The 25,773-nt window shown below is 72.3% G+C and carries 23 protein-coding genes; 6 read left to right on the top strand and 17 right to left on the bottom strand.

What is annotated here, in order from left to right:
* Positions 1 to 122 precede the first annotated feature (122 nt).
* From ACQPZZ_RS07400 to ACQPZZ_RS07380, 5 genes are all read right to left on the bottom strand, one after another.
* Positions 123 to 2,759 carry a phosphoenolpyruvate carboxylase gene (locus tag ACQPZZ_RS07400; RefSeq protein ID WP_432930125.1) on the bottom strand — a complete coding sequence of 879 codons (2,637 nt, stop codon included), beginning with the start codon at positions 2,757 to 2,759 and terminating at the stop codon, positions 123 to 125.
* Between the two features lie 114 nt (positions 2,760 to 2,873).
* Positions 2,874 to 3,347 (bottom strand): hypothetical protein, encoded by a 474-nt coding sequence (locus tag ACQPZZ_RS07395; protein ID WP_432930123.1) that lies wholly within the window; start codon positions 3,345 to 3,347, stop codon positions 2,874 to 2,876.
* 97 nt (positions 3,348 to 3,444) lie between these two features.
* Positions 3,445 to 3,939: a nuclear transport factor 2 family protein gene (locus ACQPZZ_RS07390; protein WP_432930121.1), complete on the bottom strand. Its 495-nt coding sequence runs from the start codon at positions 3,937 to 3,939 to the stop codon at positions 3,445 to 3,447.
* A 70-nt stretch (positions 3,940 to 4,009) separates the two neighbouring features.
* Positions 4,010 to 5,593 (bottom strand): hypothetical protein, encoded by a 1,584-nt coding sequence (locus ACQPZZ_RS07385; RefSeq protein WP_432930120.1) that lies wholly within the window; start codon positions 5,591 to 5,593, stop codon positions 4,010 to 4,012.
* Positions 5,572 to 6,333 carry an ABC transporter ATP-binding protein gene (locus ACQPZZ_RS07380; RefSeq protein ID WP_432930118.1) on the bottom strand — a complete coding sequence of 254 codons (762 nt, stop codon included), beginning with the start codon at positions 6,331 to 6,333 and terminating at the stop codon, positions 5,572 to 5,574. Before ACQPZZ_RS07380 ends, ACQPZZ_RS07385 begins: the two co-directional genes overlap by 22 nt.
* A gap of 252 nt (positions 6,334 to 6,585) precedes the next feature.
* Here ACQPZZ_RS07380 and ACQPZZ_RS07375 point away from each other — a divergent pair, with 252 nt between their 5' ends.
* From ACQPZZ_RS07375 to ACQPZZ_RS07355, 5 genes are all read left to right on the top strand, one after another.
* Entirely contained in the window at positions 6,586 to 8,175 is a 1,590-nt protein-coding gene (locus ACQPZZ_RS07375) for an acyl-CoA carboxylase subunit beta (RefSeq protein ID WP_363639648.1), read from the top strand.
* Positions 8,172 to 8,396: an acyl-CoA carboxylase subunit epsilon gene (locus tag ACQPZZ_RS07370; RefSeq protein ID WP_432930116.1), complete on the top strand. Its 225-nt coding sequence runs from the start codon at positions 8,172 to 8,174 to the stop codon at positions 8,394 to 8,396. Before ACQPZZ_RS07375 ends, ACQPZZ_RS07370 begins: the two co-directional genes overlap by 4 nt.
* 185 nt (positions 8,397 to 8,581) lie before the next feature.
* The gene (locus tag ACQPZZ_RS07365; protein ID WP_363639644.1) at positions 8,582 to 9,463 is read left to right on the top strand and encodes an NYN domain-containing protein; all 882 of its coding nucleotides are present in this window, start codon (positions 8,582 to 8,584) and stop codon (positions 9,461 to 9,463) included.
* A gap of 159 nt (positions 9,464 to 9,622) precedes the next feature.
* Positions 9,623 to 11,086 (top strand): Ada metal-binding domain-containing protein, encoded by a 1,464-nt coding sequence (locus ACQPZZ_RS07360; RefSeq protein ID WP_432930113.1) that lies wholly within the window; start codon positions 9,623 to 9,625, stop codon positions 11,084 to 11,086.
* Positions 11,087 to 11,174: 88 nt separating this feature from the next.
* Positions 11,175 to 11,669, top strand: coding sequence for a methylated-DNA--[protein]-cysteine S-methyltransferase (locus tag ACQPZZ_RS07355; protein WP_363639640.1), 495 nt, complete (start codon positions 11,175 to 11,177; stop codon positions 11,667 to 11,669).
* A 27-nt stretch (positions 11,670 to 11,696) separates the two neighbouring features.
* Here the strand turns inward: ACQPZZ_RS07355 and ACQPZZ_RS07350 are convergent, their stop codons facing one another.
* The 12 genes from ACQPZZ_RS07350 to ACQPZZ_RS07295 all read right to left on the bottom strand — a co-directional run bounded on the left by ACQPZZ_RS07350 (position 11,697) and on the right by ACQPZZ_RS07295 (position 24,041).
* Positions 11,697 to 12,779 (bottom strand): hypothetical protein, encoded by a 1,083-nt coding sequence (locus tag ACQPZZ_RS07350; protein ID WP_432930110.1) that lies wholly within the window; start codon positions 12,777 to 12,779, stop codon positions 11,697 to 11,699.
* Entirely contained in the window at positions 12,776 to 13,375 is a 600-nt protein-coding gene (locus ACQPZZ_RS07345; RefSeq protein ID WP_432930108.1) for a hypothetical protein, read from the bottom strand. The genes ACQPZZ_RS07350 and ACQPZZ_RS07345 overlap by 4 nt, the downstream gene beginning before the upstream one ends.
* A gap of 188 nt (positions 13,376 to 13,563) precedes the next feature.
* A complete protein-coding gene (locus ACQPZZ_RS07340) occupies positions 13,564 to 16,902 on the bottom strand; it encodes a hypothetical protein (protein WP_432930106.1) in 3,339 nt (1,112 codons plus the stop codon).
* 227 nt (positions 16,903 to 17,129) lie between these two features.
* Entirely contained in the window at positions 17,130 to 17,531 is a 402-nt protein-coding gene (locus ACQPZZ_RS07335) for a pilus assembly protein TadG-related protein (protein WP_432930104.1), read from the bottom strand.
* Positions 17,532 to 17,785: 254 nt separating this feature from the next.
* Complete coding sequence (locus ACQPZZ_RS07330; RefSeq protein WP_363639630.1) at positions 17,786 to 18,151, bottom strand: TadE/TadG family type IV pilus assembly protein; 366 nt, start codon at positions 18,149 to 18,151, stop codon at positions 17,786 to 17,788.
* Positions 18,152 to 18,186: 35 nt separating this feature from the next.
* A complete protein-coding gene (locus tag ACQPZZ_RS07325; protein WP_432930102.1) occupies positions 18,187 to 18,909 on the bottom strand; it encodes a TadE/TadG family type IV pilus assembly protein in 723 nt (240 codons plus the stop codon).
* On the bottom strand, positions 18,842 to 19,102 hold the full coding sequence (locus ACQPZZ_RS07320) for a hypothetical protein (protein ID WP_432930100.1): 261 nt from the start codon (positions 19,100 to 19,102) through the stop codon (positions 18,842 to 18,844). The genes ACQPZZ_RS07325 and ACQPZZ_RS07320 overlap by 68 nt, the downstream gene beginning before the upstream one ends.
* Positions 19,102 to 20,157 carry a type II secretion system protein gene (locus ACQPZZ_RS07315; protein ID WP_432930098.1) on the bottom strand — a complete coding sequence of 352 codons (1,056 nt, stop codon included), beginning with the start codon at positions 20,155 to 20,157 and terminating at the stop codon, positions 19,102 to 19,104. Before ACQPZZ_RS07315 ends, ACQPZZ_RS07320 begins: the two co-directional genes overlap by 1 nt.
* Positions 20,158 to 20,286: 129 nt before the next feature.
* Entirely contained in the window at positions 20,287 to 21,255 is a 969-nt protein-coding gene (locus tag ACQPZZ_RS07310) for a type II secretion system F family protein (protein WP_432930096.1), read from the bottom strand.
* Positions 21,252 to 22,571 (bottom strand): CpaF family protein, encoded by a 1,320-nt coding sequence (locus ACQPZZ_RS07305; RefSeq protein ID WP_363639620.1) that lies wholly within the window; start codon positions 22,569 to 22,571, stop codon positions 21,252 to 21,254. Before ACQPZZ_RS07305 ends, ACQPZZ_RS07310 begins: the two co-directional genes overlap by 4 nt.
* Positions 22,568 to 23,356, bottom strand: a complete 789-nt coding sequence (locus tag ACQPZZ_RS07300; RefSeq protein WP_432930094.1) for a MinD/ParA family ATP-binding protein — start codon at positions 23,354 to 23,356, stop codon at positions 22,568 to 22,570. Before ACQPZZ_RS07300 ends, ACQPZZ_RS07305 begins: the two co-directional genes overlap by 4 nt.
* Before the next feature lies 1 nt (position 23,357).
* Positions 23,358 to 24,041 carry a hypothetical protein gene (locus ACQPZZ_RS07295; RefSeq protein WP_432930092.1) on the bottom strand — a complete coding sequence of 228 codons (684 nt, stop codon included), beginning with the start codon at positions 24,039 to 24,041 and terminating at the stop codon, positions 23,358 to 23,360.
* Between the two features lie 507 nt (positions 24,042 to 24,548).
* Between ACQPZZ_RS07295 and ACQPZZ_RS07290 the strand changes: the two genes are divergently transcribed.
* Positions 24,549 to 25,757 carry an RNA-guided endonuclease InsQ/TnpB family protein gene (locus tag ACQPZZ_RS07290; RefSeq protein WP_432930089.1) on the top strand — a complete coding sequence of 403 codons (1,209 nt, stop codon included), beginning with the start codon at positions 24,549 to 24,551 and terminating at the stop codon, positions 25,755 to 25,757.
* Positions 25,758 to 25,773 lie beyond the last annotated feature (16 nt).

Here is a 25,773-nt window from a genome sequence, read left to right as displayed (position 1 = left end):
CCGGCGGTGCGGCGCCCGCTCTCGCACCGCGACGGCAGGGCCCCGGCCGGCCGGACCGGCGGGACCCTCCCGAAGCGATCGCCGGGGCCTCGGCGAGCAGGCTCGCGCCCCCGGCCGAGGCGTCAGCCGGTGTTCTGCAGACCTGCCGCCACACCGTTCACGCTGAGCAGCAGCAGCGTGGACAGGCGCTCGCGCTCCTCCTCCGAGAGGTCGCCCGGCCCCCGCAGCACCGACAGCGCCCGCAGCTGCAGGTGGCTGAGCGCGTCCACGTAGGGGTCGCGCAGCTGGACGGCGCGCGACAGCACCCGCCGGTTCTCCAGCAGGCGGGCGTGGCCGGTCACCTCCAGCACGAGCCGCCTCGTCAGGTCGTACTCCTCCAGAACCTGCTCGGCGAAGTCGGTCCGGCCGCCCAGCGCGAGGTAGCGGGACGCGATGGACCGGTCGGTCTTGGCCAGCGACATCTCCGCGTTGTCCAGCATCGCGGCGAACAGCGGCCACTCCTGATACGCCGAGCGCAGTTCGGCCATGCCGCCGTCGGTGACCACGGCCGCCAGGCCGCTGCCCAGGCCGTACCAGCCGGGGAGGTTGACCCGCGTCTGGGCCCACGAGAACACCCACGGGATGGCCCGCAGGTCGTCCAGGGAACGGGGCGCGCCGAGGCCGCGCCGCGCGGGCCGGGAGCCGAGCCGCAGGGAGCCGAGCTCCTCCAGCGGGCTGACCAGCGCGAACCACTCGGGGAAGCCCGGGGCCTCGGTCAGCCCCCGGTAGGCGCGCTCGGAGGCGGATGCCACGGTGTCGGCCAGCCGGCGGAACTTCGCCGCCGCCTCGGCCGTGCTCGACTCCACCGCCGAGGTGGACGCGAGCAGCACGGCGTTGGTGACCTGCTCGATGTGCCGCTTGGCGATGGCCGAGTGGCCGTACCGCGCGAAGATGACCTCGCCCTGCTCGGTGACCTTGAACCGGCCGGAGACCGAGCCGGGGGCCTGGGCGAGCACGGCGCGGTTGGCCGGTCCGCCGCCCCGGCCGAGCGCACCGCCGCGGCCGTGGAAGAGCGTGAGTGTGATGTCGTTGGCCGCGGCCCACGCGGTCAGCGCCGCCTGCGCGTCGTACAGGCGCAAAGTGGCCGCCGCCGGGCCGAGCTCCTTGGCCGAGTCGGAGTAGCCGAGCATGACCTCCATGCGCCGCCCGTTCTCGGCGAGCCGCCGGCGCACGGGCTCCAGGGCGGCCATGCCCTCCAGCACGACGGTGGAGTTGTCGAGGTCCTCGCCCGACTCGAACAGGGGGACCACGTCGAGCACCGGGGCGCGCTCGCCCATGGCGTGCCTGGCCAGCTCGTACACCGCGGCGATGTCGTCGGCGGAGCGGGTGAACGAGACGACGTAGCGGGAGCAGGCGGTCACGCCGAAGCGCTCCTGGATCCAGCCGATCACCCGGATCGTGGCCAGGACCTCCTCGGTGCGCTCCGACAGCGTGCCCGAGGCGATCTCCTTCAGCGCCGCGGCGTGCACCGCCGAATGCTGGCGCACCTCCAGCTCCGCCAGGTGGAACCCGAAGGTCTCGACCTGCCAGATCAGGTGCTGCACCTCGCCGTAGGCCTGCCGTACGGCGCCGGCGCCGCGCAGGGAGTCCTGCGCGAGCCGCAGGTCGGCCAGCAGCTCCGACGGCGCGCGGTAGGCGAGGTCGAGGTCGCGGCGGCGGGTCGCGGCGATCCTGGCCGCCACGAACATGAGCCACTGGCGGTGCGGTTCCTGCGGCGAGCGGGTGGCCATCTCCGACACCAGGTCGGGGTGGTCGTCCTCGGCCTGCGCGAGCGCCGCGCGCAGCTCGGCGGACGGCGGCGTGAAGGCTCCGGCCAGCGTCAGCGACCTGCCGATCCGGGTGGCCGCGTTCTCCAGCGCGATCAGCACGTGCTCGGCCTGGATCTGGATGGCCTCCCTGGTCACCTTGGCGGTGACGTTGGGGTTGCCGTCGCGGTCGCCGCCGATCCAGCTGCCGTAGCGGATGTACGCCCTTGCCAGCGGCTCCCGCGTCCCGGTGCCGGGCGCGAGCGCCGCGTCGAGCGAGCGGTAGATCTGCGGCACCGTGCGGAACAGCGTCTCGTCGAACGCCGCCATCGCCGTACGGACCTCGTCCAGCGGGTCGAGCTTGGTGTGCCGCAGCTGGGCGGACCGCCACAGGATGTCGATCTCCTCCAGCAGCCGCCGGTGAGCCTCCTCCCGCTCGGCGGCGCCCCGGCCGGGAGTGTTGTAGGCGTCGAGCTGGGCGCTGATCCGCTGGATGGCGGTGACGATCGCCCGCCGCCGCGCCTCCGTGGGATGGGCGGTCAGCACGGGCCGGAACTCCAGCCCGTCGATCAGGTCCTGGAGCCGGTCGTCCCCGCGCAACCGCTGGACGGCCTCGGCGAGGGACTCGCGCAGCGGCACGTCGTCCTTGTCACGCTGCCGCAGGATTCGGATCCGATAGTGCTCTTCGGCGAGGTTGGCGAGGTGGAAGTAGCAGGTGAAGGCCCGGGCGATCTGTACGGCGCGGTCGACGGGCCACTCGGCCACCAGGGCCGCGACCTCGTCGGCCGTCGTCTCCTGACGCCGGGCGGCGATCACCGCCTTGCGGAGGCGTTCCACGTCGGCGAGGAGGTCGGGACCGCCGTGTTCGGCGATCACCTGACCCAGGAGTCCACCCAAGAGGCGCACGTCAGCGCGGAGTTCGTCCGGCATCTCCGCTACGGCGTTGTGTCGTTCGGCAGGAGCGATGGCGGCCATGCTTGGAAGGCTAGCGAATCGCGCTCGGTCTCCCGAGGGCGGTCTCACCAATTGGACTAGACCACTAAATCCGGGCAGGTCAGACCGGGCGTGCGGCCGGTGTGGGAAGCACCGTCAGACCGGTCGCGCGTCCGGAGTGGGGAGCACCTCGGCCGGGGATTCCGGGAGCGTCCTGAGGCGGCGGGTGAGATATTGGGCGAGCCGCCCGTGCAACACCACGATCGCGGCGAACGCGACGATCAGCACCGTGATCGGCGTCAACTGGCCGTCGTCCGCCAGGACGATGATCTTCGCGTCGCTGACCCCCGTCCTCGCGGCCATCAGCCCGGTGAGCGCGGCGGTCACCCACCGGCCGGCATGCATGATCACCGGACGCGCGGTCGCGGTCACCGCGGCCGGCAGGGCCAGCACGACGAAGACGACGAGGATCCCGACCGTGCCCGCCAGGGACATGCCGGTCAATCCGCCGACGGCCAGCGCGATGCCCCGCATCAGGAGGCGTGCCGCCGCCCCGATGACCAGCCCGCTCAGCACCGCCGCGCCCACCGGCGCCCAAATCACACGGCCCAGCCGCTTGCCTTCGCGCATTATTTCTCCCCTAGAACGGTCCAAACGGTTATAGGGGCGGGCCGAATCCCCCGCAATCACCGCAATAACTTCGGGACCGCTCTGTTATCGAGAAAGGTCACCGATCCGTGTCACACGGCCGGCAGGCGTCGGCGACGGCTTCGGGGTCCCAATAGAACGGGCGGCATTCGAGCATGCGCCCGTTCCTGACGGTGATCAGCTGCACGATCAGGGTGTCGACTTCCCGGCCCGTGGCACGGGCGCGAAAGCGCACCCGATTGCGCACGACCACGGTGTCCTCGTCTCCCCAGTGCTCCTGCTCCAGGAACTCCATCGACTCCCAGACCTCGCTGAAGCGGGCCAGGAACCGCTCCATGCCGTCATGGCCGCGCCATGTTCCCGTGCCGGTGAAGGGCAGGCCGGGAGCCTGGTGCAGGGTCACCTCGGGGTCCAGGTAAGCGGCGACCCGGTCATAGCTCGCCTTGCCGAACCCGCCCGAGGCCACGTACGCGGCCTCGGCCGCGTAGAACCTCTCCATCACCGTCCAGGCGTCGACCGGCGGCTGCTCGTCCGCTCCCGGTCCGCCGGTCGTCGCCGCAGTCGTTGTGCTCATGGCGCCAGCATCCCGGGCCGGGAGAGGTCTCGACCGGCGGTTATCAGACCTCTCAAGCGCGGACGACCGGTCAGGTGGGGCGGGAGACGGCGGCGAGGAGTTCGGGGAGGCGGGCGAAGCCGACGCCCGCGGCGATCCGGCGGCCCGCCCAGGCGGCCGCCACGCCGTACGGCACGGCGAGCACGGCCCACCAGGTCAGGCCGAACAGGACCGGCAGCACGACCGGCAGCGCGACCACGCCGGTGACGAGCATCGTGGCGAAGGTGGCCGCGAACGCCTGCCCTCCCTGCCCGGGAGCGGCGCCGCTGAAGGCGTTCAGGCGGTCGGGGTAGGTGTACGGCGCGGTCACACTGGTCAGCGCGCCGACGCCCATGGCGACGCCGAGCACACCCCAGGCGATCGGGACCGCGGCGAGGGCCCAGACGGCGTCGCCCGCCAGCAGGGCGGCGATCACCGACACCAGGGCCAGCAGCGGCACCCCGATGACCGCCATGGACAGGTGCCGCCCGGCCAGGTCGGTACGCACGTCGCGCGGGGTGGAGAACGCCACCGCGTTCATCCACAGCGACCTGCCGTCGATGCCGAAGGAGTTGGCCGCCTGCAGTCCGATCATGACGGCCGCCAGGCAGGCGGGCCAGATCACCGATCCCGGCCCGGCCCCGCCGTCCCGTCCCTGCATGGACAGCGTGATGATCAGGGTGACCACGAGCGCGGTGATCCAGTTCACCCGGCCCCGCGGCTCTCTCGCGGCGTACTTCAGCTCCTTGGCGACGACGGCGCCGAGCATGCCGTCAGGCAGGAACCGGCCGAGCGGGACCCGTCCTGACCGCCGGACGGAGCCGCCCCCCTGGCTGGAGGAGTCGGGCCGCACCAGTGCGTACCGCAGCGCGGCGATCCACAGCCACCCCAGCACGACGACCGCCACCGCGACGACGATCAGTTCGGCGACGCCGGCGAGACCGCCGTCGGCGATCGCGTGCGCGGCCAGCCCCGGCGGCGTCCACCGCAGGACCTCCCCCACGGACGCCAGAATTCGCGTGGGGTCGCCCGACAGCCCCCGGTTGATCAACAGGTTGGGCACCTGGACGAGCAGCACCACGAAGATGGCGGCGACCGCGAGCAGGTCCCGCCCTCTGCGGGTGCGCAGCACACCCGACAGCGCGGTGGTCACCAGGCGGGAGACCGTGAGGCAGAAGGCGAACTGCAGGACCACCGCGGGCACCCCGAGCAGCACCCCGCCCGGCCCGTGGGCGAGCGCGACCACGCCGCCGGACAGCGCGGCCAGCGAGGCGATCGGCCACGGCCCGGCCGCCGACGCGGCCAGCATGCCGGTCGCGAGCTGCCGGGTGGTCAGCGGGAACAGGGCCAGCCGGGCCGGGTCGAGCGTCTCGTCCAGGCCGAAGGCCGTCAGCGGCACGACGATCCACCCGACGGCGAACACCGCGAACGCCGCCGACACGAGGTCGAGAGCGACGTCGGACGGCGCGAACCGGATAAGGGACAGCAGCCCGAACCCCGCGACGGCGGCGAGGAATGCGATGCCGAGCGAGAAGATGAACCCGACCTGCTTGCCGGTCTCACCGCGCAGGCCGCCGCGCACCAGGCTGAGCTTGAGCCGGACGAACAACCAGGTCATGCCGGCGACCCGAGCCACGACAGGCCCTCCTCCCCGTTGCCGCGCACGCCGACGATGTCGAGGAACGCCTCGTTGAGCGTGCGGCCCCGCCGTACGTCGTCGAGCGGGCCCTGCGCGACGACGAGCCCCTTGTTCATCACCGACACCCAGTCGCACAGCCGCTCGACCAGGTCCATCACATGGCTGGAGAAGACGACGGTGGAGCCCGAGGCGGTGTATCTGCGCAGCACCTCGGTCAGCGTGTTGGCGGACACCGGATCGACGCCCTCGAACGGCTCGTCGAGGAACAGCACGCCCGGGTTGTGCAGCAGCGCCGCCGCGAGGCCGATCTTCTTGCGCATGCCGGTGGAGTAGTCGACCACCAGCTTGTCCTGCGCCTCGACCAGGTCCATGACCTTGAGCAGCTCGCCCGTGCGCCTGCCGACCTCGTCCAGGGGGATGCCGCGCAACCGGCCGCAGTACATCAGCAGCTCGCGGCCGGACAGCCGTTCGAACAGCCGCAGACCCTCGGGCAGCACACCGATGTGCGCCTTGACGCTGACGGGGTCGGCCCACACGTCGTGGCCGTCGATCTCGATCCGCCCGCCGTCCGGGCGCAACAGCCCGGTGATCATGCTCAGCGTCGTCGTCTTGCCCGCGCCGTTGGGACCGACCAGGCCGGCGAAGCTGCCCCTCGGCACGACCAGGTCGACCCCGCCGACCGCCACCTGCTGCCCGAAGCGCTTGTACAACCCCTGCGTGTGTACGGCGTCCGTCATGGAGCCCCCATTTGTGTAAAGCCGTCATAAAGGCGAACGAACGAGGCGATGGCCTCGTTCCTGGGGCGTTCCCCCTCCGGACAATTGCGATCCCGGTGAGCGTGCCCCGGCGCGACCGCGAAGCCCCGGCCTGGTTACCCTGTCGGCCATGAATTCGACGCGACCCGGAGCGGCGTTCGGGACTCGGGGGCCGCTGAGCACAGGAGAGACGTCGGGCACACGAGAAAGCACACGAGGAACGGTGAGCCTGCGATGAGCGCCGGACGCGCCCACGAGGTCGACATCCACACCACCGCCGGCAAGATCGCCGACCTGGAGCGCCGCCGGAGCGAGGCGGCTCACGCCGGCTCCCAGCGGGCGGTGGAGAAGCAGCACGCCAAGGGCAAGATGACGGCCCGTGAGCGGCTGGCGGCATTCCTGGACGAGGGCTCCTTCGTGGAGTTCGACGAGCTGGCCAGGCACCGGGCGACCGCCTTCGGCCTCGACCGCGAGCGCCCGTACGGCGACGGGGTCGTGACCGGGTACGGCACGGTCGACGGCCGGCCGGTCGCGGTGTTCGCGCAGGACTTCACCGTGTTCGGCGGCTCGCTGGGCGAGGTCTTCGGCGAGAAGATCGTCAAGGTCATGGACCACGCGGTCAAGACCGGCTGCCCGGTGATCGGCATCAACGACTCGGGCGGTGCGCGCATCCAGGAGGGCGTGGTCTCCCTCGGCCTGTACGCCGAGATCTTCAAGCGCAACGTGCACGCCTCCGGCGTGGTCCCGCAGATCTCACTGATCATGGGCCCGTGCGCGGGCGGCGCCGTGTACTCCCCCGCCCTGACCGACTTCGTCCTGATGGTGCAGGAGAAGTCGCACATGTTCATCACCGGGCCCGACGTCATCAAGACCGTGACCGGCGAGGAGGTGACGTTCGAGGAGCTGGGCGGCGCGCACACGCACAACTCGAAGAGCGGCGTCGCCCACTACGAGGCGTCCGACGAGCAGGACTGCCTCGACTTCGCCAGGGCGCTGCTGTCCTACCTGCCGTCCAACAACATGGACGATCCGCCGGCCTTCGATGTGGAGGCGGACCTGGAGACGACCGACGAGGACCGCGAGCTCGACACGCTGATCCCCGACTCGGCCAACCAGCCGTACGACATGCACACGGTCATCGAGCACGTCCTCGACGACGGCGAGTTCCTGGAGATCCACGCGGGCTTCGCGCCGAACATCGTCGTCGGCTTCGGCCGGGTCGAGGGGCGGTCCGTGGGCGTCGTCGCCAACCAGCCGATGAACTTCGCCGGCACGCTCGACATCGCCGCCTCCGAGAAGGCCGCCCGGTTCGTACGCACCTGCGACGCCTTCAACATCCCGGTGCTGACCTTCGTCGACGTGCCCGGCTTCCTCCCGGGCACCGACCAGGAGTGGAACGGCATCATCCGGCGCGGCGCCAAGCTCCTCTACGCCTACGCCGAGGCGACCGTGCCGCTGGTCACGGTCATCACCCGCAAGGCCTACGGCGGGGCGTACGACGTCATGGGGTCCAAGCACCTCGGCGCGGACGTCAATCTGGCCTGGCCGACCGCCCAGATCGCCGTCATGGGAGCGCAGGGCGCGGTCAACATCCTCTACCGGCGCGAGCTGGCCGCCTCCGACGACCCGGACGCCGCGCGGGCCCGGTTCGTCAGCGAGTACGAGGACACGCTGGCCAACCCTTATCTGGCGGCCGAGCGCGGCTACGTGGACGCGGTCATCCGGCCCTCGGACACCCGGGTCCAGATCGTCCGCGCGCTGCGCGCCCTCCGCAACAAGCGGGCCACGCTGCCCCCGAAGAAGCACGGGAACATTCCGCTGTGACCAGCCAGGAGCCGTACCTCAGCATCGTCCGGGGAGACGCCACCCCCGAGGAGACCGCCGCCCTCGTCATCGCCCTGACGGCGCGGGCGGCCACGCGCGGCGCCCCGCCTGCGGCGCCGGGAACGAGCACGGGAAACTGGAGGAATCCGGCACATCGGCTGCGTCTGGGACTCCCGCACGGCCCGGGGGCCTGGCGCAGAGCCTTCTTCCCGGGCGGGTGACGGCGTCTGCCGATACCACGGACCGATTACATCGGCCGAACCGGGTGTCAACTGGCTCAAGAGTTGGGACTATCTAGAAAGCGGGGGGATATAGTCAGCCGATCATCTAGTGACGAGTCCTGGAGGACACCATGGCCATCCCGGACTTCAGCGCACATGGCATTGCCGCAAAGTATGCCGTTCTCGTGGACGTCGGTTATCTTTACGCGGCCGCCGGTGAAGTTCTCTTAGGCGCCAAGGAGCGTAAGGAGTACCGCGTCGCCGCGGACGAACTGATTCAGGCCCTGCAGAAACACGCGCTCGAACGCATCCCGGGTGAGCTGCTGCGCGTCTACTGGTACGACGCCGCCCGCGACCGCGTGCCCACGGTGGACCAGCGTGTGATCGCGCAGTTGCCCTGGGTCAAGGTGCGGCTGGGCAACCTGAACGCCCGCGGCCAGCAGAAGGGCGTCGACGCGCAGATCCGCAGCGACCTCGAGGCCCTCGCCCGTCACCACGCCGTGAGCGACACCGTGCTGATCGCCGGAGATGAGGACATGGTGCCCGCCGTGGAGGCCGCGCAGGCGTACGGCGTGCGCATCCACCTGTGGGGCGTCGAACCGCCGTTCGGGACCAACCAGGCCGAGCGGCTCGTCTGGGAGTCGGACACCGTCGAGATCCTGAGCGCCGACTTCCTGCGTCCGTTCTTCACCCGCGCTCCGGTGCCGGTCGCCGTGCCCGTGCCGCCCACGCCGTCGCCCGCCCAGGTCTTCGCGGGCCGTACGGTCAAGCCGAAGACGCCCGTCGGCCAGGTCGCCAAGCTGGGCCCGGGCCGGCCGCGCGTCGAGGAGGTCGGCGAGCACGTCGCGCAGAAGTGGATACTGACCCGCGGCCGGGACAACATCCGCGACCTGCTGCCGGGCCCGCTGCTGCCCACGGTGATCGACACCGAACTGCTCATCGAGGCCGAGAAGGAGCTCGGCCACTCTCTTCGGCCCTACCCGGAGGCACGCGTGTGGCTGCGTGACGGCTTCTGGGCCCGGGTCTACCGCGAGTTCGACCTCGGGGTCGGCATCTCCAGCAAGTAGACGGCGGCGTCATCGTTGTCCGAGCTCGCGCGGGAGCACTCCCGGCACGTCTCTGCCCGGTCTCGCGCGAGGCCGCCCCGCGGTTCCGGCGCGGCACTCTGACGGCCGCGTCCGATTTCCGCCAGCCCGCACCGTTGGCCAGCGCATAACGTCGTGTGCGTGACCACACGACAGCTCGATTTCGACGCGTGCTACCTCGCCGTATCGGCCCGGGATTCCCGCTTCGACGGGCGTTTCTACACGGCTGTCACCACCACCGGCATCTACTGCCGCCCGATCTGTCCTGCCCGCACTCCCTCGCGGTCCAACGTCCGCTTCTACCGCCACGCCGCCGCGGCCGAGGCCGCCGGGTTCCGTCCCTGCCGCCGCTGCCGCCCTGAGCTGAGCCCCGGCGACCCCGGCTGGGACGTGCGCGCCGACCTGGTCGGACGCGCGCTGCGGCTGATCGACGACGGGGTCGCCGACGAGAGCGGCGTCGCCGGGCTGGCCCGGCGCCTGCACGTGACCGAGCGGCACCTGCACCGCCTGTTCGCCGCCGAACTCGGCACCGGACCGCTCGCCGTCGCCCGCACCCGGCGGCTGCTGCTCGCCAAGCAACTGCTCACCGAGACGGCCCTGCCGATCACCGACGTCGCGTTCGCCGCCGGGTTCGGCAGCGTACGGCAGTTCAACGCCGCCATGAAGGAGTCGTACGGCTTCGCGCCGGGTGAGCTGCGCAGGGCCAGCGGGCCGGTGCAGGGCACGCAGGGTCCGGTCGCTCTCACGACCGGTCTGACCCTGCGGCTCGGCCATCGGGAGCCGTACGACGCGCAGGCGGTGCTGCGTTTTCTCGCCGCCCGGGCGATCCCCTCGGTGGAGGCGGTCTGCCGGTCGGGGCCCGACGTGACGGCGTACACGCGGGCCGTGCCCGGCGGCTCGATCACGCTGCGCCCCGCGGCCGGCCATGTCCGGCTCACCGTGCGGACGACCGAGGCGCATCTGCTCTCCCGGCTGGTCGCACGCTGCCGCCGGCTGCTCGATCTCGACGCCGACCCCGGGGCGGTGCGGGAGATCCTCGGCGCGACGTCGCTCGCGCCGCTGGTCGCGGCCCGTCCCGGGCTGCGCGTTCCGGGAGCGTACGACGGGTTCGAACTGGCGGTCCGGGCCGTCGTCGGGCAGCAGATCTCGGTGGCCGGCGCCCGCACCCTGCTCGGCCGCATCGCCGCCCGGGCCGCGCTGCCCGCCGACACCGGGGCGGTGGAGCCCAGCCAGGTTCCGTTGCTGTTCCCCACGGCGGACGGGCTCGCCGCCGCCGACCTCGACGGCCTCGGGCTCACCACCCGCAGGGTCGCCACGATCAGGGCGCTGGCCGAGGCGGTCGCCTCCGGCGCGATCGACCTCGACGGCGCGGGCGACCCCGGCGACACCGTCGCCAGGCTGCTGGAGATCCCGGGCATCGGCCCGTGGACGGCCGGCTACATCGCGCTGCGCGCGCTGCGCGACCCGGACGCGTGGCCCGACGGCGACCTCGTGCTGCGCAGGACGATGGAACGGCTCGGCATCGCCGCGGACGAGACCGAGCGGTGGCGGCCCTGGCGCGCGTACGCCGCACTCCACCTGTGGAGCCACGCCGCCACCACCTGAACCGTCAGCCTGCCGGGCCCCCGCCGTCGGCGTGAGCGCTCGGACCTTGCACAGCGACCACAGACACCACACCACAAGGACGCGACAGATGATCCTCACCCAGACCGTGCCCACCCCGGTGGGTCCCCTCGCTCTGCTCGCCCGCGACGGCGTGCTCGTCGCCGCCGGTTTCACCGCCGACCCGCGCGAGATGTTCGCCCGGCTCTCGCCGTCCCTGCGGGCGCTCGCGCTGCGGGAGGGCGATCTCGGCGACGCGGCGGAGGCCGTACGGGAGTACCTCGAGGGGAAGGTCGACGCGCTCGACCGGATCCCGGCCGAGCAGCCCGGCACCCCCACGAGGCAACGCCTGTACGAGGCGCTGCGCGCCGTGCCCGCCGGGACCACCGTGTCGTACGCGCAGCTCGCGGAGAAGGCGGGGCTGCCCAGGACGGCCGCGCGGGCCGCGGGATCGGCCTGTGCGCAGAACCTGATCGCGCCGTTCGTGCCGTGCCACCGCGTGCTGCCCTCGACCGGTGGCTACGGCGGCTACTACTACGGCACCCCGGTCAAGGAGTGGCTCCTCGCCCACGAGTCGCGCGCCTGAGCGGAGGATCCGGCCGGGGCCGGGGGATCAGTTCTTGACGATGCTCTGGACCTCGCCGACGGGCACGTCCCTGGTCGCCGAGACCCGGATCGGGTCGTAATTGAGCTGGCCGCCCTGGCTGTCGTTGCCGACGACGGTCCAGACGCTCGTCACGGTGAGCGTGTAGGCCTTGCGCGGCTGGTCGATGGACGAACGGAGATACCGGACGCCGCACGGGGGACTGTCGTCGCCCTTGTCGGCGCCCGTGCCGGCGCCCTTGTCTGCACCCTTGGTGTAGGGCTTGCCGGTGGTGCCGCAGTCCTTGTACACCCTGGCCCGGTTCTCGTCCTCGGTGCCGGGGTGGATGTCGAGGCCCTGCGGCGTCGCCGTGACGGTGGCGGACATGACCCCGGGCAGCGTGGCGGTGACGGACCGGGGCGCCGCCTCGGCTCCGTCCAGCCACACCCAGGTCGGCAGGTTGACGTAGCTCTTGACGTCAGGGCTCAGCTTGATCTTCGGCTCCGGCACGGTCAGCGCGGCCCGGGCGATCTGCATGAGCTGCTGCGCGGTGATGCCTCCGACGGGTGTGGTCCCCTCGGGCACCCACACGGTCGACTCGCGCCCGGCGGCGCAGGCCGCTCCCGCCGGGTCGTTGGCGTCATAGGAGATGCCCCACCACTTGCCCTTCTCGCCAACCTTGTCCGCGTAGTCCCTGATGTTCTCCGAGTAGTTGTTTCCCGACTCCACCGCGTCCTTCCTCTCCCGCACCTGGAGGTGGAGCATGTCCTCGGCCGACAAGTTCGGCTCGTACCAGCAGGGCTGCGGTATCCGATAACCGTCGCTCTTGCCGCCCAGCCCGTTGCCGGACAGACCGATCTTGGAGTTGGTCAGCCTGACGCCGGCGGTGTTGCCCTTCTGGAACGCCTCGCCGCGCGGCCCCTCTGCCGGATCGTCGGCGGCGGCGGGAGGGGCGCCCACCGCGAGAACCGCTCCCGCCAGCAGGAACGCCACCGCGACGACCGTACTCGCGCCTGCTCTGGTGCCTGCTCTGGTGCCTGCTCTGGCGCCCGATTCGGCGCCCGATTCGGCGCCCGGTCTGGCGCCCGGTTTGGCGCTCGTCCGCGTGCTCATCGCAGGCACTCCTTCGCACGTTCGTCCGAATGGTCCGCGTAGCGGTAAAGCCGGATGCGCCAGCCGCCGTCGGCGTCGTGCACCAGGCCGGCGGTCTGCAGGAAGACCGCGCGCGGGCGTTTCAGCCAGGTGGGCTGACGGGCCAGCGGCGTGCCCTCCTGGTCGGTCAGCCGCACGCCGGTCAGGTCGACGCAGCCGTCGACCTCCGCTCCGCGTCCCACCACGGCGGGCACCCTCAGGGCGTAGAGCTTGGCCACGCCCCGGGCCGACTCCTTGTCGTCGAGGAAATTGCGCACCCAGGCGATCGCGTCCCGGATGGCGGGTGACTTGACGTCGATCCCCTTGATGTACGACGTGTCCTTGCCGAGAGTGCCGACGGCCCGCCACTGGGCGGTGAAGTCGTCGGCGAACGCCTTGATCGCCGACGATCGGTCCGGATCGGGCTCGTCCGGCCATTCGACCTCAATTGTCAGCCCGGGCGCCGCCGTGATCGTTTCGGTGCCGGGCGTGTGTCCGGCCGTCGCGGTCGTCGCCGCCGTCGCCGCGGCCGGTTCCGCACCGCCGCCCGGCGTGAAGCCGCGGTCCGCATCCCGCACGGCGCACCCCGCGAGAAGCAGCATGCACGCCGGGAGGAGCAACGTACGGGCCGGGGCGAGTGCCGGACGCGGCGACGGGCTCCTGCGCACCGCCGCGGTCGATCCGGAAACGGCGGCCCGCGACGAGCCGGCGCTGTGCGCGGACCGGCATGATTCGGGGGGTGACGTCCCTGGCATTGGGGCTCCGGTCAGGCGAGACGTGAGGTTCTGAGGTCCGGGGTTGCGAGGCCGGGGTTTCTGAGGTCGGGGGAGACCGTCCGGCGCCAGTCGGGCAGCAGCTCGTCGATGAGCGCCTCCGTCTCGGGCGCCATCCCGCCGCCGTACGGATGGGAGGCCGCGCGGCGCAGCAGGCCGTCGACGACCGCCCGCAACCTGACGGGCTCCCCGGTGGCGTGCGCCGCCCGCAGCAGGTCGCGCCACAGCCCCTCGTCGTCGGCGGCGAGCAGCAGCCCGGACCGGACCGCCGCCACCGCGCCGTGAGGATCGTGGCGGGCCAGCCTCATCTCGCACAGCGCGTGGGCGGCGTCCGCCACCCAGGCCGTGACGTCGAATTCCAGGGGGTCGGCCGCCAGCCAGGCGTACCGGTCGGACGGCCTGCCGTTCAGCAGCGGGCCGCGCACCAGCGTCAGCGCGCGCTCCAGCAGCTCGGCCTCCATGTCGCCGGGGCCGGCGGCGTCGGGGCCGGCGGCGTCGGGGCCGGCGGCGGACCATTCGCCTGCCTGCCGTACGAGGTCCTGGAACAGCCGCCAGTCCGTACGGATCTCCGGCCCGAGCCGCAACCGGCCGGACCGGTCGACGAACAGGTGGGGGCGTCCCTCGGAGTCGCGCCCGAGCCACTCGGCGACCCTGGCGATCGTGGCGTCGCGCACCGCGAGCTGCACGCCGCGCGGCCACAGCACCCCGGCCAGCACGGCCGGATGAACCCCCTCGGGATGGGTGGCCAGATAGACGACGAGTTCGTGGGCGAGGGCCGCACGGCCCTCTTCCAGCGGTTTCGCCGGGCTGATCTCGATCGGGCCGAGGATGCGCACCTCGATCGAGGGCGGCTCCTCGCTGAGCCGCTCCATCACCGGCGTGAGCGGCTCGCCCTCCTGCTGCCGTGCCGTACGGAACAGGTTGATCACGGCGTCGTAGTGCCGGCGCGGCAGCAGGTGGGCCTCGATGTCCAGGCCCAGGGCGTCCACACGGGTGCGGCCGTCGTCGCCGACCTCCCACGTCCAGGTGGCGTGCGGCACCTCGCCCGCGATCACGAAGCCGCTGGCCGTACGCGTGCCCTTGCCGAGCAGCGCCAGGCGGCGCGCCTCGTCCTCGTCGGGGCGGATGGCCGACAGGAGGTAGTGCGGGGTGTAGGCGGGATCGGCCACACGGCTGTGGACGCGGCCGGTCAGCACGTCGCCGTCGTATCGGGCGCGTTCCTCGAACTCGGGCAGCACCTCGGCCAGGCTGCCTGCCGTCCTGATCCGCTCGGGCGCGAGCAGGGTCAGCTCCTCGCCGAAGCCGACGAGCGTGATGCGCATCCGGTCGGACCACCTGTTGGTCGCCAGTTCGACGGCGAGCGCGGACAGGGCGGCGACGGTGTGCGCCCCGGTGATGGCGATCACGCCGTGGGCGGCCTCCAGGTCGACCAGGACCCGGCCGCCCTGCCCGGTGCCGAGCGAGACCAGCCCGGGGTAGGGTGCGGGCGCCCCGGCCAGCGTGTGTTCGTCGATGCGGCGTCCCTCGTGGGCCGGGAGGCGCCAGACCTGCCCGTCGTCACAGGACTCCCACGGCTCCGGCGCGTCCTGTTCGGCCGGGTGGATCCACAGGTCGAGCCCCCGGTTGGACAGGTGGACGGCGTAGATCGTCGGAGGGCGCCGATTGGAGTCGGCCAGCAGGCGGCCTAGCAGGCGCAGGCCGATGTCGAGCATGCGGCTGCCCGGGGCATCGGCGCCGAGGCGGATCGCGACCTCGGCCTCGGCGGCGTCTCCGCGCGGCCGGGCGATGCGCCGGCCGAAGGCCCGGCGCCACAACTGCTCGCGCCGCCTGCGGCCGAGCAGGGCCAGCAGCCCTGCCGCCGCCAGTGTCGAGGCCGCCAGGTAGTCGGCGAGGACCGGCCCGCCGTGCCGCTCCCCGGTCTCCTCGTTGTGGTGTCCGCCCGCTCCCGTGGACGGCGTGGCCTCGGTGGTGTCCTCCCCCTTGGCCTCCGTCGTGGGCCGCCCCTGCGCCGGGGGCCTCGCGGTGCGCTGGGTCTCCCGCGCGGTCTCCTGGTCGCCGGCGGGCTGGGCGGTGGTCGTGGTGACCGGACGCGGGGTCCGCGTCGCGTGACCGGCGGCGGGCGTGTCCGTCGCGTCGCCGGTGTGGCCCGCCGAAGGGGTGTCCTGCGGCATCGCGGGCGGCGGCAGCACGACCCCGGGCTTTCCCGGCACGGGTGTCACCGTGCCCCTCTCACGGCCCGCGTCGCCCGGCCTGGCGGTCTCGCCCGGTTTGGCGGTCTCGCCCGGCCGGTCGGTGGGGTCGGCCGTCCCCTGGTCGGGCCGGGTGGTGTCCCCCTCGCTTCCCGTCGTGCTCTCCGTATGGGGATGAGCCGTGCGGGGATGGGCCGTGCGGGAATCGGCGGTGCGGGAATCGGCGGTGGGACGCGGATCCGGCGTCGCGCGCCGGTCCTCGGTCGTGTGCCGGTCGGTGTGGGTTTCGCCGCCGGTCGCTCCTCCTCCGGCATACCGGGTGCCGCCGTCGAGTTCGGCGGGCGCGTGCCGGTGCTCCTTGAGAATCTCCGGCCGGTCCTCGTCGACCGGCACGACGTGAACGTTCCTGGCGTCGTCCGGCATGTCGAGCACCCAGCCGGGACGGATGAGGTCGGCCATGTGCAGCCGGCTGCCGTCGGGCTGTTCCTTGTGCTGGTTGAGCCGGTAGATCTCCGGATAGCGGCGCCCGTCGCCCAGGCACTTCTCCGCGATCTCCCACAGGCTCTCGTGATGGCGCCCGTGCGGAGGCTGGACCACGTAGACCTTCTTGACCTCCCTGGCGTGCAGGGCCGGTCGCTCCACGTCGGCCTGCGGCACCGGCGCCGACAGCGCCGCTACCTGCGGGCGTATCGGGGCCGGGGCGCCGGCGCGGGCGAGGGGCACCGCCACCGCGGTCGCGGTGAACAGCAACAGCACGGCGGAGACCAGGCGGTTCGCGATCGCCTGGGTGCCACCCGACAGCGGCACCCGGGCCGGCATGCCGACCCGCCGCAACCCCGCGTAGACCTCGACGATCACGCACAGGAACAGCTGCAGCCAGGCCAGCCACACCAGGAGGATCAAAATCGCGACGATCGTCTCGGGGCCGACGTGGCTGGTGAACAGGTCCGCGTTCAGCAGATCACCGCTGATGGGCGGCCCCGCGAGCCGGAGCAGCGCGTACGGCACACCGCCCACCAGGCCCGCCAGTGCGACCAGGGCCCCGAAACCTGCGAGGACGTCCCTGGCCGTGCGCCGGGTCCTCAGCCGTACCGGCCGCCGGTCGTCGTGCCAGTGCTCCGGCGCCCGCTGCGGCCCCAGCACCGACGGCAGACCCTCGGCACGCGGTCGCGGGCCCCGCCCGTACGTCCCGCCGGCCGGGGTCTCGCCTCCGACATCCCGCTGCGCGCCACGCCCGGAACTCCGCTGGGTCTCCCACCCGGACCCACGCTGAGTTTCCCGCCCGGACCCACGCTGAGTTTCCCGCCCGGACCCACGCTGAGCCTCGCGGGGGAACTCCTCCCGCCGCCCGCCGGGCGGCCGCGTCCCCGTCACGCGTCCCCCGCATCGGGAGCGGCCGTGGCCTCGGCCCCCATGTCGGAACCGGCGAAGCCCAGCGCGGACAGGAAGAAGGCGTTCCAGTGAACCGACACCGCCACGGTGACGTCGGCCTCGCCGCCGCCCACGGTGCACTCGGTCATGCGTACGCCGTCGGCCCCCTGGTCCGCCGTGATCTTCTCGGCCTCGCCGCACACCGCACCCTCGTCGGCGAGCAGCCGCACCTGGCCGGTGGCCCGCAGCGTCTCGACGTCGATCTGGTCGGCCGCGGCGCGAGCGGCCTGCTCGGCGATGTCGGCGGCCTTCAGGTGGGCGTTCATCGCCGCCCCGCCGTCCACCAGCAGCCCGGCCAGCAGGAACACCACCCCCGAGAAGAGGACCACGAACACCGACATGGAGCCACGCTCCCCCGGTCCCCGGCGTACGGCCGAGTGGGCCGCGCGCCTCACCGGGGACGGCGCCCTCACGTGGACGCGCGGCACCGGCGCTCTTCCCCGGGTGAGACGCGGAGCCGGCCCGCGGACAGGGACACGGTCACGGGCACGGTCACGGTCACGGTCACGGGGACCACGCCACCCACGGCCGGACGTCGCGGAGCCCGAAGCCGTACGGCCCGAAGCCGCAGGACCGGGGCACCGACGCGGGGCGATCACTGCACCCTCCGATACCGTTCGAGCGGCACGACCGAGGTGCCCGACATCTGCTTCGTGGCGCCGAACCCGAGGAAGTCGAGGTTCAGCTCACAGGTCACGGTCGTCCGGACCGTGCCGTCCATGTCCCACTCGGTTCCGGACATGCTGACCTGTGGTGAGCAGTCGCCGGAGAGCGCCGCCTCGGCGGCCTCCTTGGCGGCCGACTCGGCCTCGGCCTCGGTGCGCTGCACGGAGGCGGCCCGGGCGGCGTCCCGCGCGGCCCCGTTGACCTCTCCCTGCGCCTCCACGACACGGCCCGCGCCGACGAGGAACAGCAGGAAGAGCAGGAAGATCGGGGCCAGCATGACCGTCTCGGCCGTCATCGATCCGCGCTCCCGGGGGCGCGGCGGGGTCCGGGTCATTCGCAACCGTCCGAGCCGTCGTCGGGGCGGAAGCACTCGATGGGCCCGCCGAAGCGTGACGTGATCGTGAAGGTCGTCTCGGGCAGGAGCGGCACGACCTGAACGGCGCTGCCGGTGATCTCCACACCGCGCTGGTCACCCTGCTCCCATGCCTGTGCCTGGGCGTTCTTCAACAACTGCGGTCCGATCGCCTGCACGATCTGCCGCGCCTTGCCCTCGGCCGCCTCCTGCCAGCCGTCGGAGCCGCCCGCGCGGGCGACTCGCGCGCCCTCTCGTGCGGCGGCGTCGGCGACCTGGCGGCCGTGGAACCAGAGCGTGACCTGGACGATCAGCAGCACGACGGCGAGCACGATCGGCATGAGCATGGCCAGCTCGATCACCGTGGCGCCCCGCTCGCGTCGCACGTCCCGCTCGCCATCTCCGGCCCGCTCGGCCCGCTTGCTCCATCCGGCCTGCTCGCGTCGCACGCCCCGCTCGCCGCCTCCGGCCCGCTCGGCCCGCTTGCTCCATCCGGCCCGCTCGCCGCGGCCCGCTCGCCGCGGCCGGGGACCGTACGGCACGCTCGCGTGCCGCACGACGGCCGGGGCGTGCGCGCTCGTCAGGCCGCGCATGGCCGCCATGCCCGTACGGTCGCCACGTCCCCGGTCCTCGTCACTCCCCGCCGCCGCCACCGCCGCCGCCACCGCCGCCACCGCCACCGCCACCGCTACCGCCGCCACTGAAGCTGTTCTGGATGTCGGCCTGCCGCTCCTCGACCAGTTGCCTGATCAGCGTGGCCAGGCCGAGCGCGACCCCGGCGATGATGGCGGTGATGATCACCCATTCGACCGCCGAGGCTCCCCTGGACGGGGCTTTCCTGGCGCGGTCCAGCCGTACGTGGAGCACGGCGATCAAATAGTGGAACCAGAGCATCAGGCCCCCAACATCTTCATGGCTGCGGGAAAACTGAGGAAAATCACGAAGCCCGCGCACAGCAGGAGCTGGGCGACGAGCATCGACTGGGACCGCTCGCCCGCCTTGCCCTCGACCTCCGCGAGTTCGCGGCGGCGCAGCGTGGCGGCGCGGGCGGTGAGGGAGGAACGGACCTTGGCGCCGTCGTCGGCCACGAGCCCGAGCGCGGCCGACAGGTCCCGCAGCTCGTCCACGTTGATCTCGTCGCCGAGCTGGCCGAGGGCCTGCCAGGGAGTGATGCCGACGATCCTGGCGTTCGCCAGCGCCTCGCGGATGCGGTCCATCGCCCAATTGGAGCCGGGGACGTGCCCGGCTCCGTTCGCGGCTGCGGAGCCGGCGGTGGTGGCTGCGGCGGCGGCGCCGTGCACCCCACCATGCACCCCACCGTGCACCCCACCGTGTGCGGCGCCGTTCAGCGCCCCGGGCGTGGTGACGGGACTGCCCACGGCGACCGCCATCATCAGCGCCTCGGGGACGCCCCGGCCACCCGCCAGGTTCATCGAGACGAGGTCGAGGAAGGCGCCCACGGCGTGCCGGAAGTCCCGGCGCCGTACGGCGGCGTCCCGCCGGATCTGCGCGTCGGGCAGAAGGAAGAAGATCACGCAGACGACGAGGGCCGACCAGAGCGGCACCTGCACCGAGACGCCCCACCCCATCAGCGCGAGCCAGCCGACGAGGATCGGGAACGCCAGCAGGCCCGAGACCCCGAGCAGCAGCTTGGTCGCGAGGAACCCCTCGAACGACTTGCCGAGCAGCGCCAGGTCGGCCTTGACCGACCGCGCCTCCCATCCCCTGGCCGCGTAGAACCGGGCCAGCCGCAGGCCGAGCGTACGGCGGAGCTCGCTGACGTCCTCCTCCGGCGCGATCAGCGGCGCCCGCGGCACACCCTGGCCGTCGCGGGCCTGGTCGAGGGCGGCGAGCCGCGCGGTCAGGCCGGGCCGGGGCGGGAACAGCGCCCGCACCAGCAGGAAGAGCCCGAGGCCGAGCACCGCTCCGCAGACCACTGTTTCGATCACGTCGACCTCCGCTCGCCTGCGAGATCACGTACGACGACGCGCCCGGCAGGCGGCTCGTGCGCGTTTTCGCGCATGAACACGAAGGGTGAGGCCGCAGGTCGCGGGCCGTCGCTGCGACGAACTGCGAGATCACGGCTGGTCATGGAGCAGCTCACCGCCCCTTCCTGCGATTTTCTGCACGATCACCCCAGTGGAGGTGGGGGGTGCGGCGCGGTGGTGTGGGGCGAGGATCCGGGCGGGCTTGTCGAAGCGGGCGAGCCGCCGCATCCAGGCGAACCCCGCGCCGAACAGGCCCGCCACCACGACCAGCACGGCCTGGCCGAGGTAGGAGTTGTACTCCTCGACGTACGAGCGGTTGAAGACGACCAGCGCGGCGGCGAAGGCGAGGGCGGTGCCGACCACGATCTGCACGCTCTTGCGGGTTGACCTGCGCTCGGCCTCCACGCGCCGGCGCATGTCCAGCTCCTCGCGGGCCGAGACCGCCAGGGCGGACAGCACGTCGCGCAGACCCGGCCCGCGCAGCCGCGAGTTGAGGATCAGGGCCGCCACCACGAGGTCGGCCGAGGGGTCGTCCAGCTCGTCGGCGAACATCCGCAGCGCGTCGGCGAGCGGCATCCGCGTGTGCAGCCGGTCGACCAGGGCACGCAGGTGCGGTTGCAGCATGGGGGCCGCGGCCCGGATCGAGGAGGGGATGGCCTGTTCGAGGCCGGCCGCACCGGCGATCGTGTCGCGCAGCGACTCCGTCCACGCGGCCAGGCCCTCCAGGCGCCGCATGGCGGCCCGTTCCTCCGCCGCGCCGCCGGTGAAGCCCCGCCAGGCCAGGACCAGCAGTACGGCTCCCGCCGCGATGACCGGCCAGCCGGTCACCACGAGCACCACGACACCCGTCACCGCCGCGATCGCCGAGCGCGTGGACAGGGTGCGCAGCAGGCGCAGCCGCCGGGCCCTGCCGTCGGGTGCGGCCGGGCGGGGGCGCACGCCGTACAGGGCCAGGGCGAGCAGGAAGAGCCCGCCGCCCGCCGCGGCCCCGGCCAGCAGCGCCAGGGGATCGAGGACGTCGGCGGGCAGCGCGGGCAGCGCGGCCGCCGGGCCGTTCATCGCCACGCTCCCCGCGCCGGGTCGTACCCGTGGGCGGCCAGCTCGTCCGCGCAGGAGATCGGGGCGTGCGGCACCAGATAGTCGCCCGCCATGGCGAACACCTCCGAGGACAGCACGCGCCCGTCGCAGCCCGTGACCTCCCGCACGCTGGACACGTAGCGGCGCAGGGTGCCTCCCCGGTGATAGTCGTTGCGCTTCTCGATGAACACCACGAAGTCGATGGCCCCGGCGATCAGCATGTGGGTGGCCTCGATCGGCAGCCGCTCCTCGGCCTGCAACGCGTACGTCGCGATGCGGTTGAACACCTCCATGCTGGAGTTGGCGTGGATCGTCGACAGCGACCCGTCGTTGCCCTGGGTCATCGCGTTGAGCATCGTGACGATCTCGTCGCCCAGCACCTCGCCGACGATCACGCGCGAGGGGTTCATGCGCAGCGACCGCCGCACCAGCTCGGCCATCGTGATCTCGCCCTGCCCCTCGGCGTTGGGCAGGCGGTGCTCGAAGGCCACGGCGTTCGGGTGCAGCTCGGGGAACTGGTCCAGCCCCAGCTCCAGCGCGCGCTCGACGGTGATCAGCCGCTCGTGCGGCGGGATCTCGTTGGCCAGCGCCCGCAGCAGGGTCGTCTTCCCCGCGTTCGTCGACCCCGCGATCATGATGTTCTTGCGCGCGGCCACGGCGGCCGTGAGGAACCGGCCCACCTCGGGCGTGAGCGTGCCGTTCCCGACGAGGTCGCTGAGGAACACCTTGCCGAGGCGGGCGCGGCGGATCGACAGCGCCGGCCGCACGGTGACGTCCATGACGGCCGACAGGCGGGAGCCGTCCGGCAGACGCAGGTCGAGCTGCGGGTTGGCGGTGTCGAAGGGCCGCGACGACAGGCCCGAGTACGCCGCGAGGATCTGGATCAGCTCGACGAGCTCCTCGTCGGAGTCCGCGACGGGATCCTGCATGAGCTCCTGGCCGTCGGCGTAGCCGACGAAGACCCGGTCGCAGCCGTTGATGTCGATGTTCTCGACCTCGGGATCGTCGAGCAGCGGCTGGAGACGGCCGACGCCGAACAGCGCGGCGTGGATGCCCGCCGCCAGCGCCTCCTCCTCCTCGGCCGTGGGTGGGGTGCGCCCGACGCCGATCTCACTGCGCGCGTGCTCCTCCAGCACCTGCGCGATCAGCGCGCGGGCGAACTGCCGCTCGTCCTCCCCCGACATCGGCGGCAGGCCGCTCGCCTGGTCGAGCCGCCGCTGGTGCGCCAGCCGGTCGCCGACCTCCTGCCGGAACCGCTTCACCAGACCGTGGTCGATCGGCCGCCGCTGGGAGTTCACGAGCGCACCTCCGGCTTTCCCCTCGCCGCGGCGGCGGACCGCGCCGCCGTCTCATCGCCCGCGGCCAGCTGTGCGGCCAGGCGCGTCGCCAGTTCCCTGGCCGTACGGATCAGGAGGCTGCGGTCGAGCCGCCCGCCCCACTGGCCGCGCAGCAGTTCGGCGCCCTTCGGGTCGTACGCGAGACCGCCGACGAAGGCGACGTCCCAGCCCGAGACGATGCGCCGGATCTCCTCCAGCGACGACCGGTACGACCGGGGGTCGGCGATCACCACGATCCCGACCTTCCGCCCGATGAGCGCCAGCCGTTCACGCAGGTGGGCGACGTGGTCGAGGCTGGCCCGGGTGAACAGCACCACCTGGTCGGCCTCGGCCACCAGGTCGCCGGTCTGGGGGTGCAGCCCGAGCCTGCCGCAGTCGGCGAGCACGTCGGCCTGCGGCAGGGCGGCAAACGCCCGGCCGAGCGGGCCCCACAGCCAGGTGAGGCCGGCCGCCTGCTCGCCGTTGGTCAGGCCGGTCAGCACGTCGAGGCCGCCGACGAGCCGCTGCGTGTGCTCGTAGATCAGCTCGGCGTGGAGCCCGCGTCGTGCCACCGCGCCGAGGCTGAGCAGGCCGCGCCCGGGGTTCAGCACGCTCCCGTCCTCGCCGGGCAGGCGGTAGGCGAGGTCGCCGCCGGAGGGGTCGCACTCGGCCAGCAGCACCGGGCGGGGCCACACGGCGCCGAGGGCGGTCGCCGCGGTGGTCACGCCGGGCGCCCCCTTGTCGGCGGCGAGCACGATCAGCGCCACGTCACTTGACCCCCGGAAGCGTGACGAGGGCGATCTCGCCGCTGGACGCGTACTGGGCGATGGCGGGCGCGATCGACGTGTCGACGACGACCGTGACCAGCCCGCCGCCGGACCGCCCGGGAGAGGCGCTCACCACGCGGGCGGCGGTCGCCAGCACCTTCTGCTGGGCGGTGGCGGACCCCCGGCCGGCCGCGGGCACGTAGATCACCTGGACGACGTCGCTCCATTTGAGGTCGGTGGGCATCTGGCCGGCCTTGAGCGAGAGGCCGACCTTGGCCTTGCCCGGCCCGACCTGGTCGGATCCCGTGGCGGTCATCCGCTGGGTGAGCAGCGTGCCCGGCAGCAGCGTCACCGCGGCGTAGGTTCTGGCCACCTGATCCCTGAACCGGTAGGGGACGTAGTCGACGCCGGTGTCGGCGATCTGCACCTCCTGCATCGCGGACACCGGGATGAGCTGCCCGGCACCCACCTGCTGGGTGATCTGCACGGCCGAGACGCGGTCGCCGCTGCGCATGACCAGCAGCGTGGTGGCCAGCGCGCCGCCCAGGATGAGGAGGACGGCGAGCGCGGCGAGCGCGGGTTTGCGCTCCCTCGGCGGGACGGGCAGCTTCCGTGAGGACGGCCCGGACAGGCCCGGCCGTACGTCTGCCCGGCCGTCCTGCGACGTCTTCTCGCTGATCCTCATGGGTGGGGGACTCCCAGGGATGAGGGCGCCCATCTGTTTTCGGGCCGCTCGAATCTATTTATGGTCGTGCCGATTGTTGCGAATTCACTCCATTATGGCCAGCTCTCGCCGCCATAAGTGCCGTGAAGCGGCGACCCATGCTTATCCGTTAGGAATACGCCTGTCAACGGGAGTGGATCTATCGCCATATCAACACAAGGCTTTACTCTTACGACATTTCGTGATAGTACGTTTACACTTCTTTCCCGGTTGTCACAGCATTCACACCGTTCGTGCCATGGCGGACGGAAGTCATACGCGGAAGGCATGTCACGACGGCGTCGTACGAAGCGCGCGATTACCGGCACCCTTACCGGATCCTCGGGAGGAAGCCCGGTCCTTCAGGGTCGGAAGAAATCCGGACCCACAGGGGATGGCCCGGCGAAGCCGGGACAGCCCAGAGCACCAAGCGCTCACGACTTTGCCGCTTCCGCTGACGGTTAGGCAAAGCCATCGTAAAATGCGAACATGCGTACGGCCTACAAGGTGCGGGTCTACCCCACCCCCGAACAAGCCGCGGTGCTGAACCGCACGTTCGGCTGCGTACGCCTGGTCTGGAACACGGTCCTCGCGTGGCGGCACGCCCGCTACCGCGCCGACGGCGTGACGACCTCCTACGCGCAGACCGACCGGTATCTGACCGAGCTGAAACGCGACGGCGGCCACGACTTCCTGTACGAGGTCTCCAGCGTCCCCCTGCAGCAGACGTTGCGGCACCAGCACACGGCGTTCGCGAACTTCTTCGCCGGACGCGCTCGCTACCCGCGGTTCAAGTCCCGGCACGGTCGCCAGTGCGCGACCTACACCCGGTCGGCGTTCCGCCGGCGGGACGGGCGGCTGCACCTGGCGAAGATGGACGGCCCGATCGCGTTGGTGTGGTCCTGGCCCGAGGTCGACCCTGCCACGATCGAGCCGACGACGGTGACCGTCTCCCGCGATCCTGACGGCCGCTGGTACGCCTCCCTGGCGGTGGAGGCCGAGACCGCTACCGGACCTGAGCCGCTGCCCGCCACCGGCGATGAAGCAGGGATCGACCTCGGCGTGAGCGACTTCGTCGTCCTGTCCATCGGTGAGAAGATCCCCAACCCGCGCCATCTGGAGCGTAAGGCGCGCAATCTGGCCCGCTACCAGCGCAGGATGGCCCGCAAGCAGCGCGGGTCGAACAACCGGGCCAAGGCCAGGGCGAAGGTCGCCCGCGCCCACACCAGAGTCGCCGACGCCCGCGCCGACTTCCTGCACCGCACCAGCACGCGGCTGGTCCGCGATCACGACCTGATCGTGATCGAAGACCTCAACGTGCGCGGCATGGTCCGCAACCGCTGCCTGGCGCGGGTCATCTCCGACTGCGGGTGGGGGGAGTTCCGCCGCCAACTGGAGTACAAGACCGCCAAGTACGGCCGGACCCTGGTCGTGATCGAACGCTGGTATCCCAGCTCGAAGACGTGCAGCGTGTGCGGGCACCTGCTCACCGCACTCTCCCTGTCCACCCGGCACTGGTCGTGCCCGAGCTGCGGCACCCGGCACGACCGGGACGTCAACGCCGCCAAGAACATCCTGGCCGCTGGTCGAGCGGTGTCCGCCTGTGGAGCTGACGTGAGTCCGCAAGGGTCCTCCCTTCGGCGGTCGGCGGTGAAGCAGGAAGCCCAGCCCGCGAGGGCGGGAAGCCCGGTTCTCTAGCTTGAGGGCCGGGAGG

The organism is Microbispora sp. CA-135349 (assembly GCF_050947365.1).
Lineage (GTDB): Bacteria > Actinomycetota > Actinomycetes > Streptosporangiales > Streptosporangiaceae > Microbispora.
This window is presented reverse-complemented; position numbering and strand designations above follow the sequence as displayed.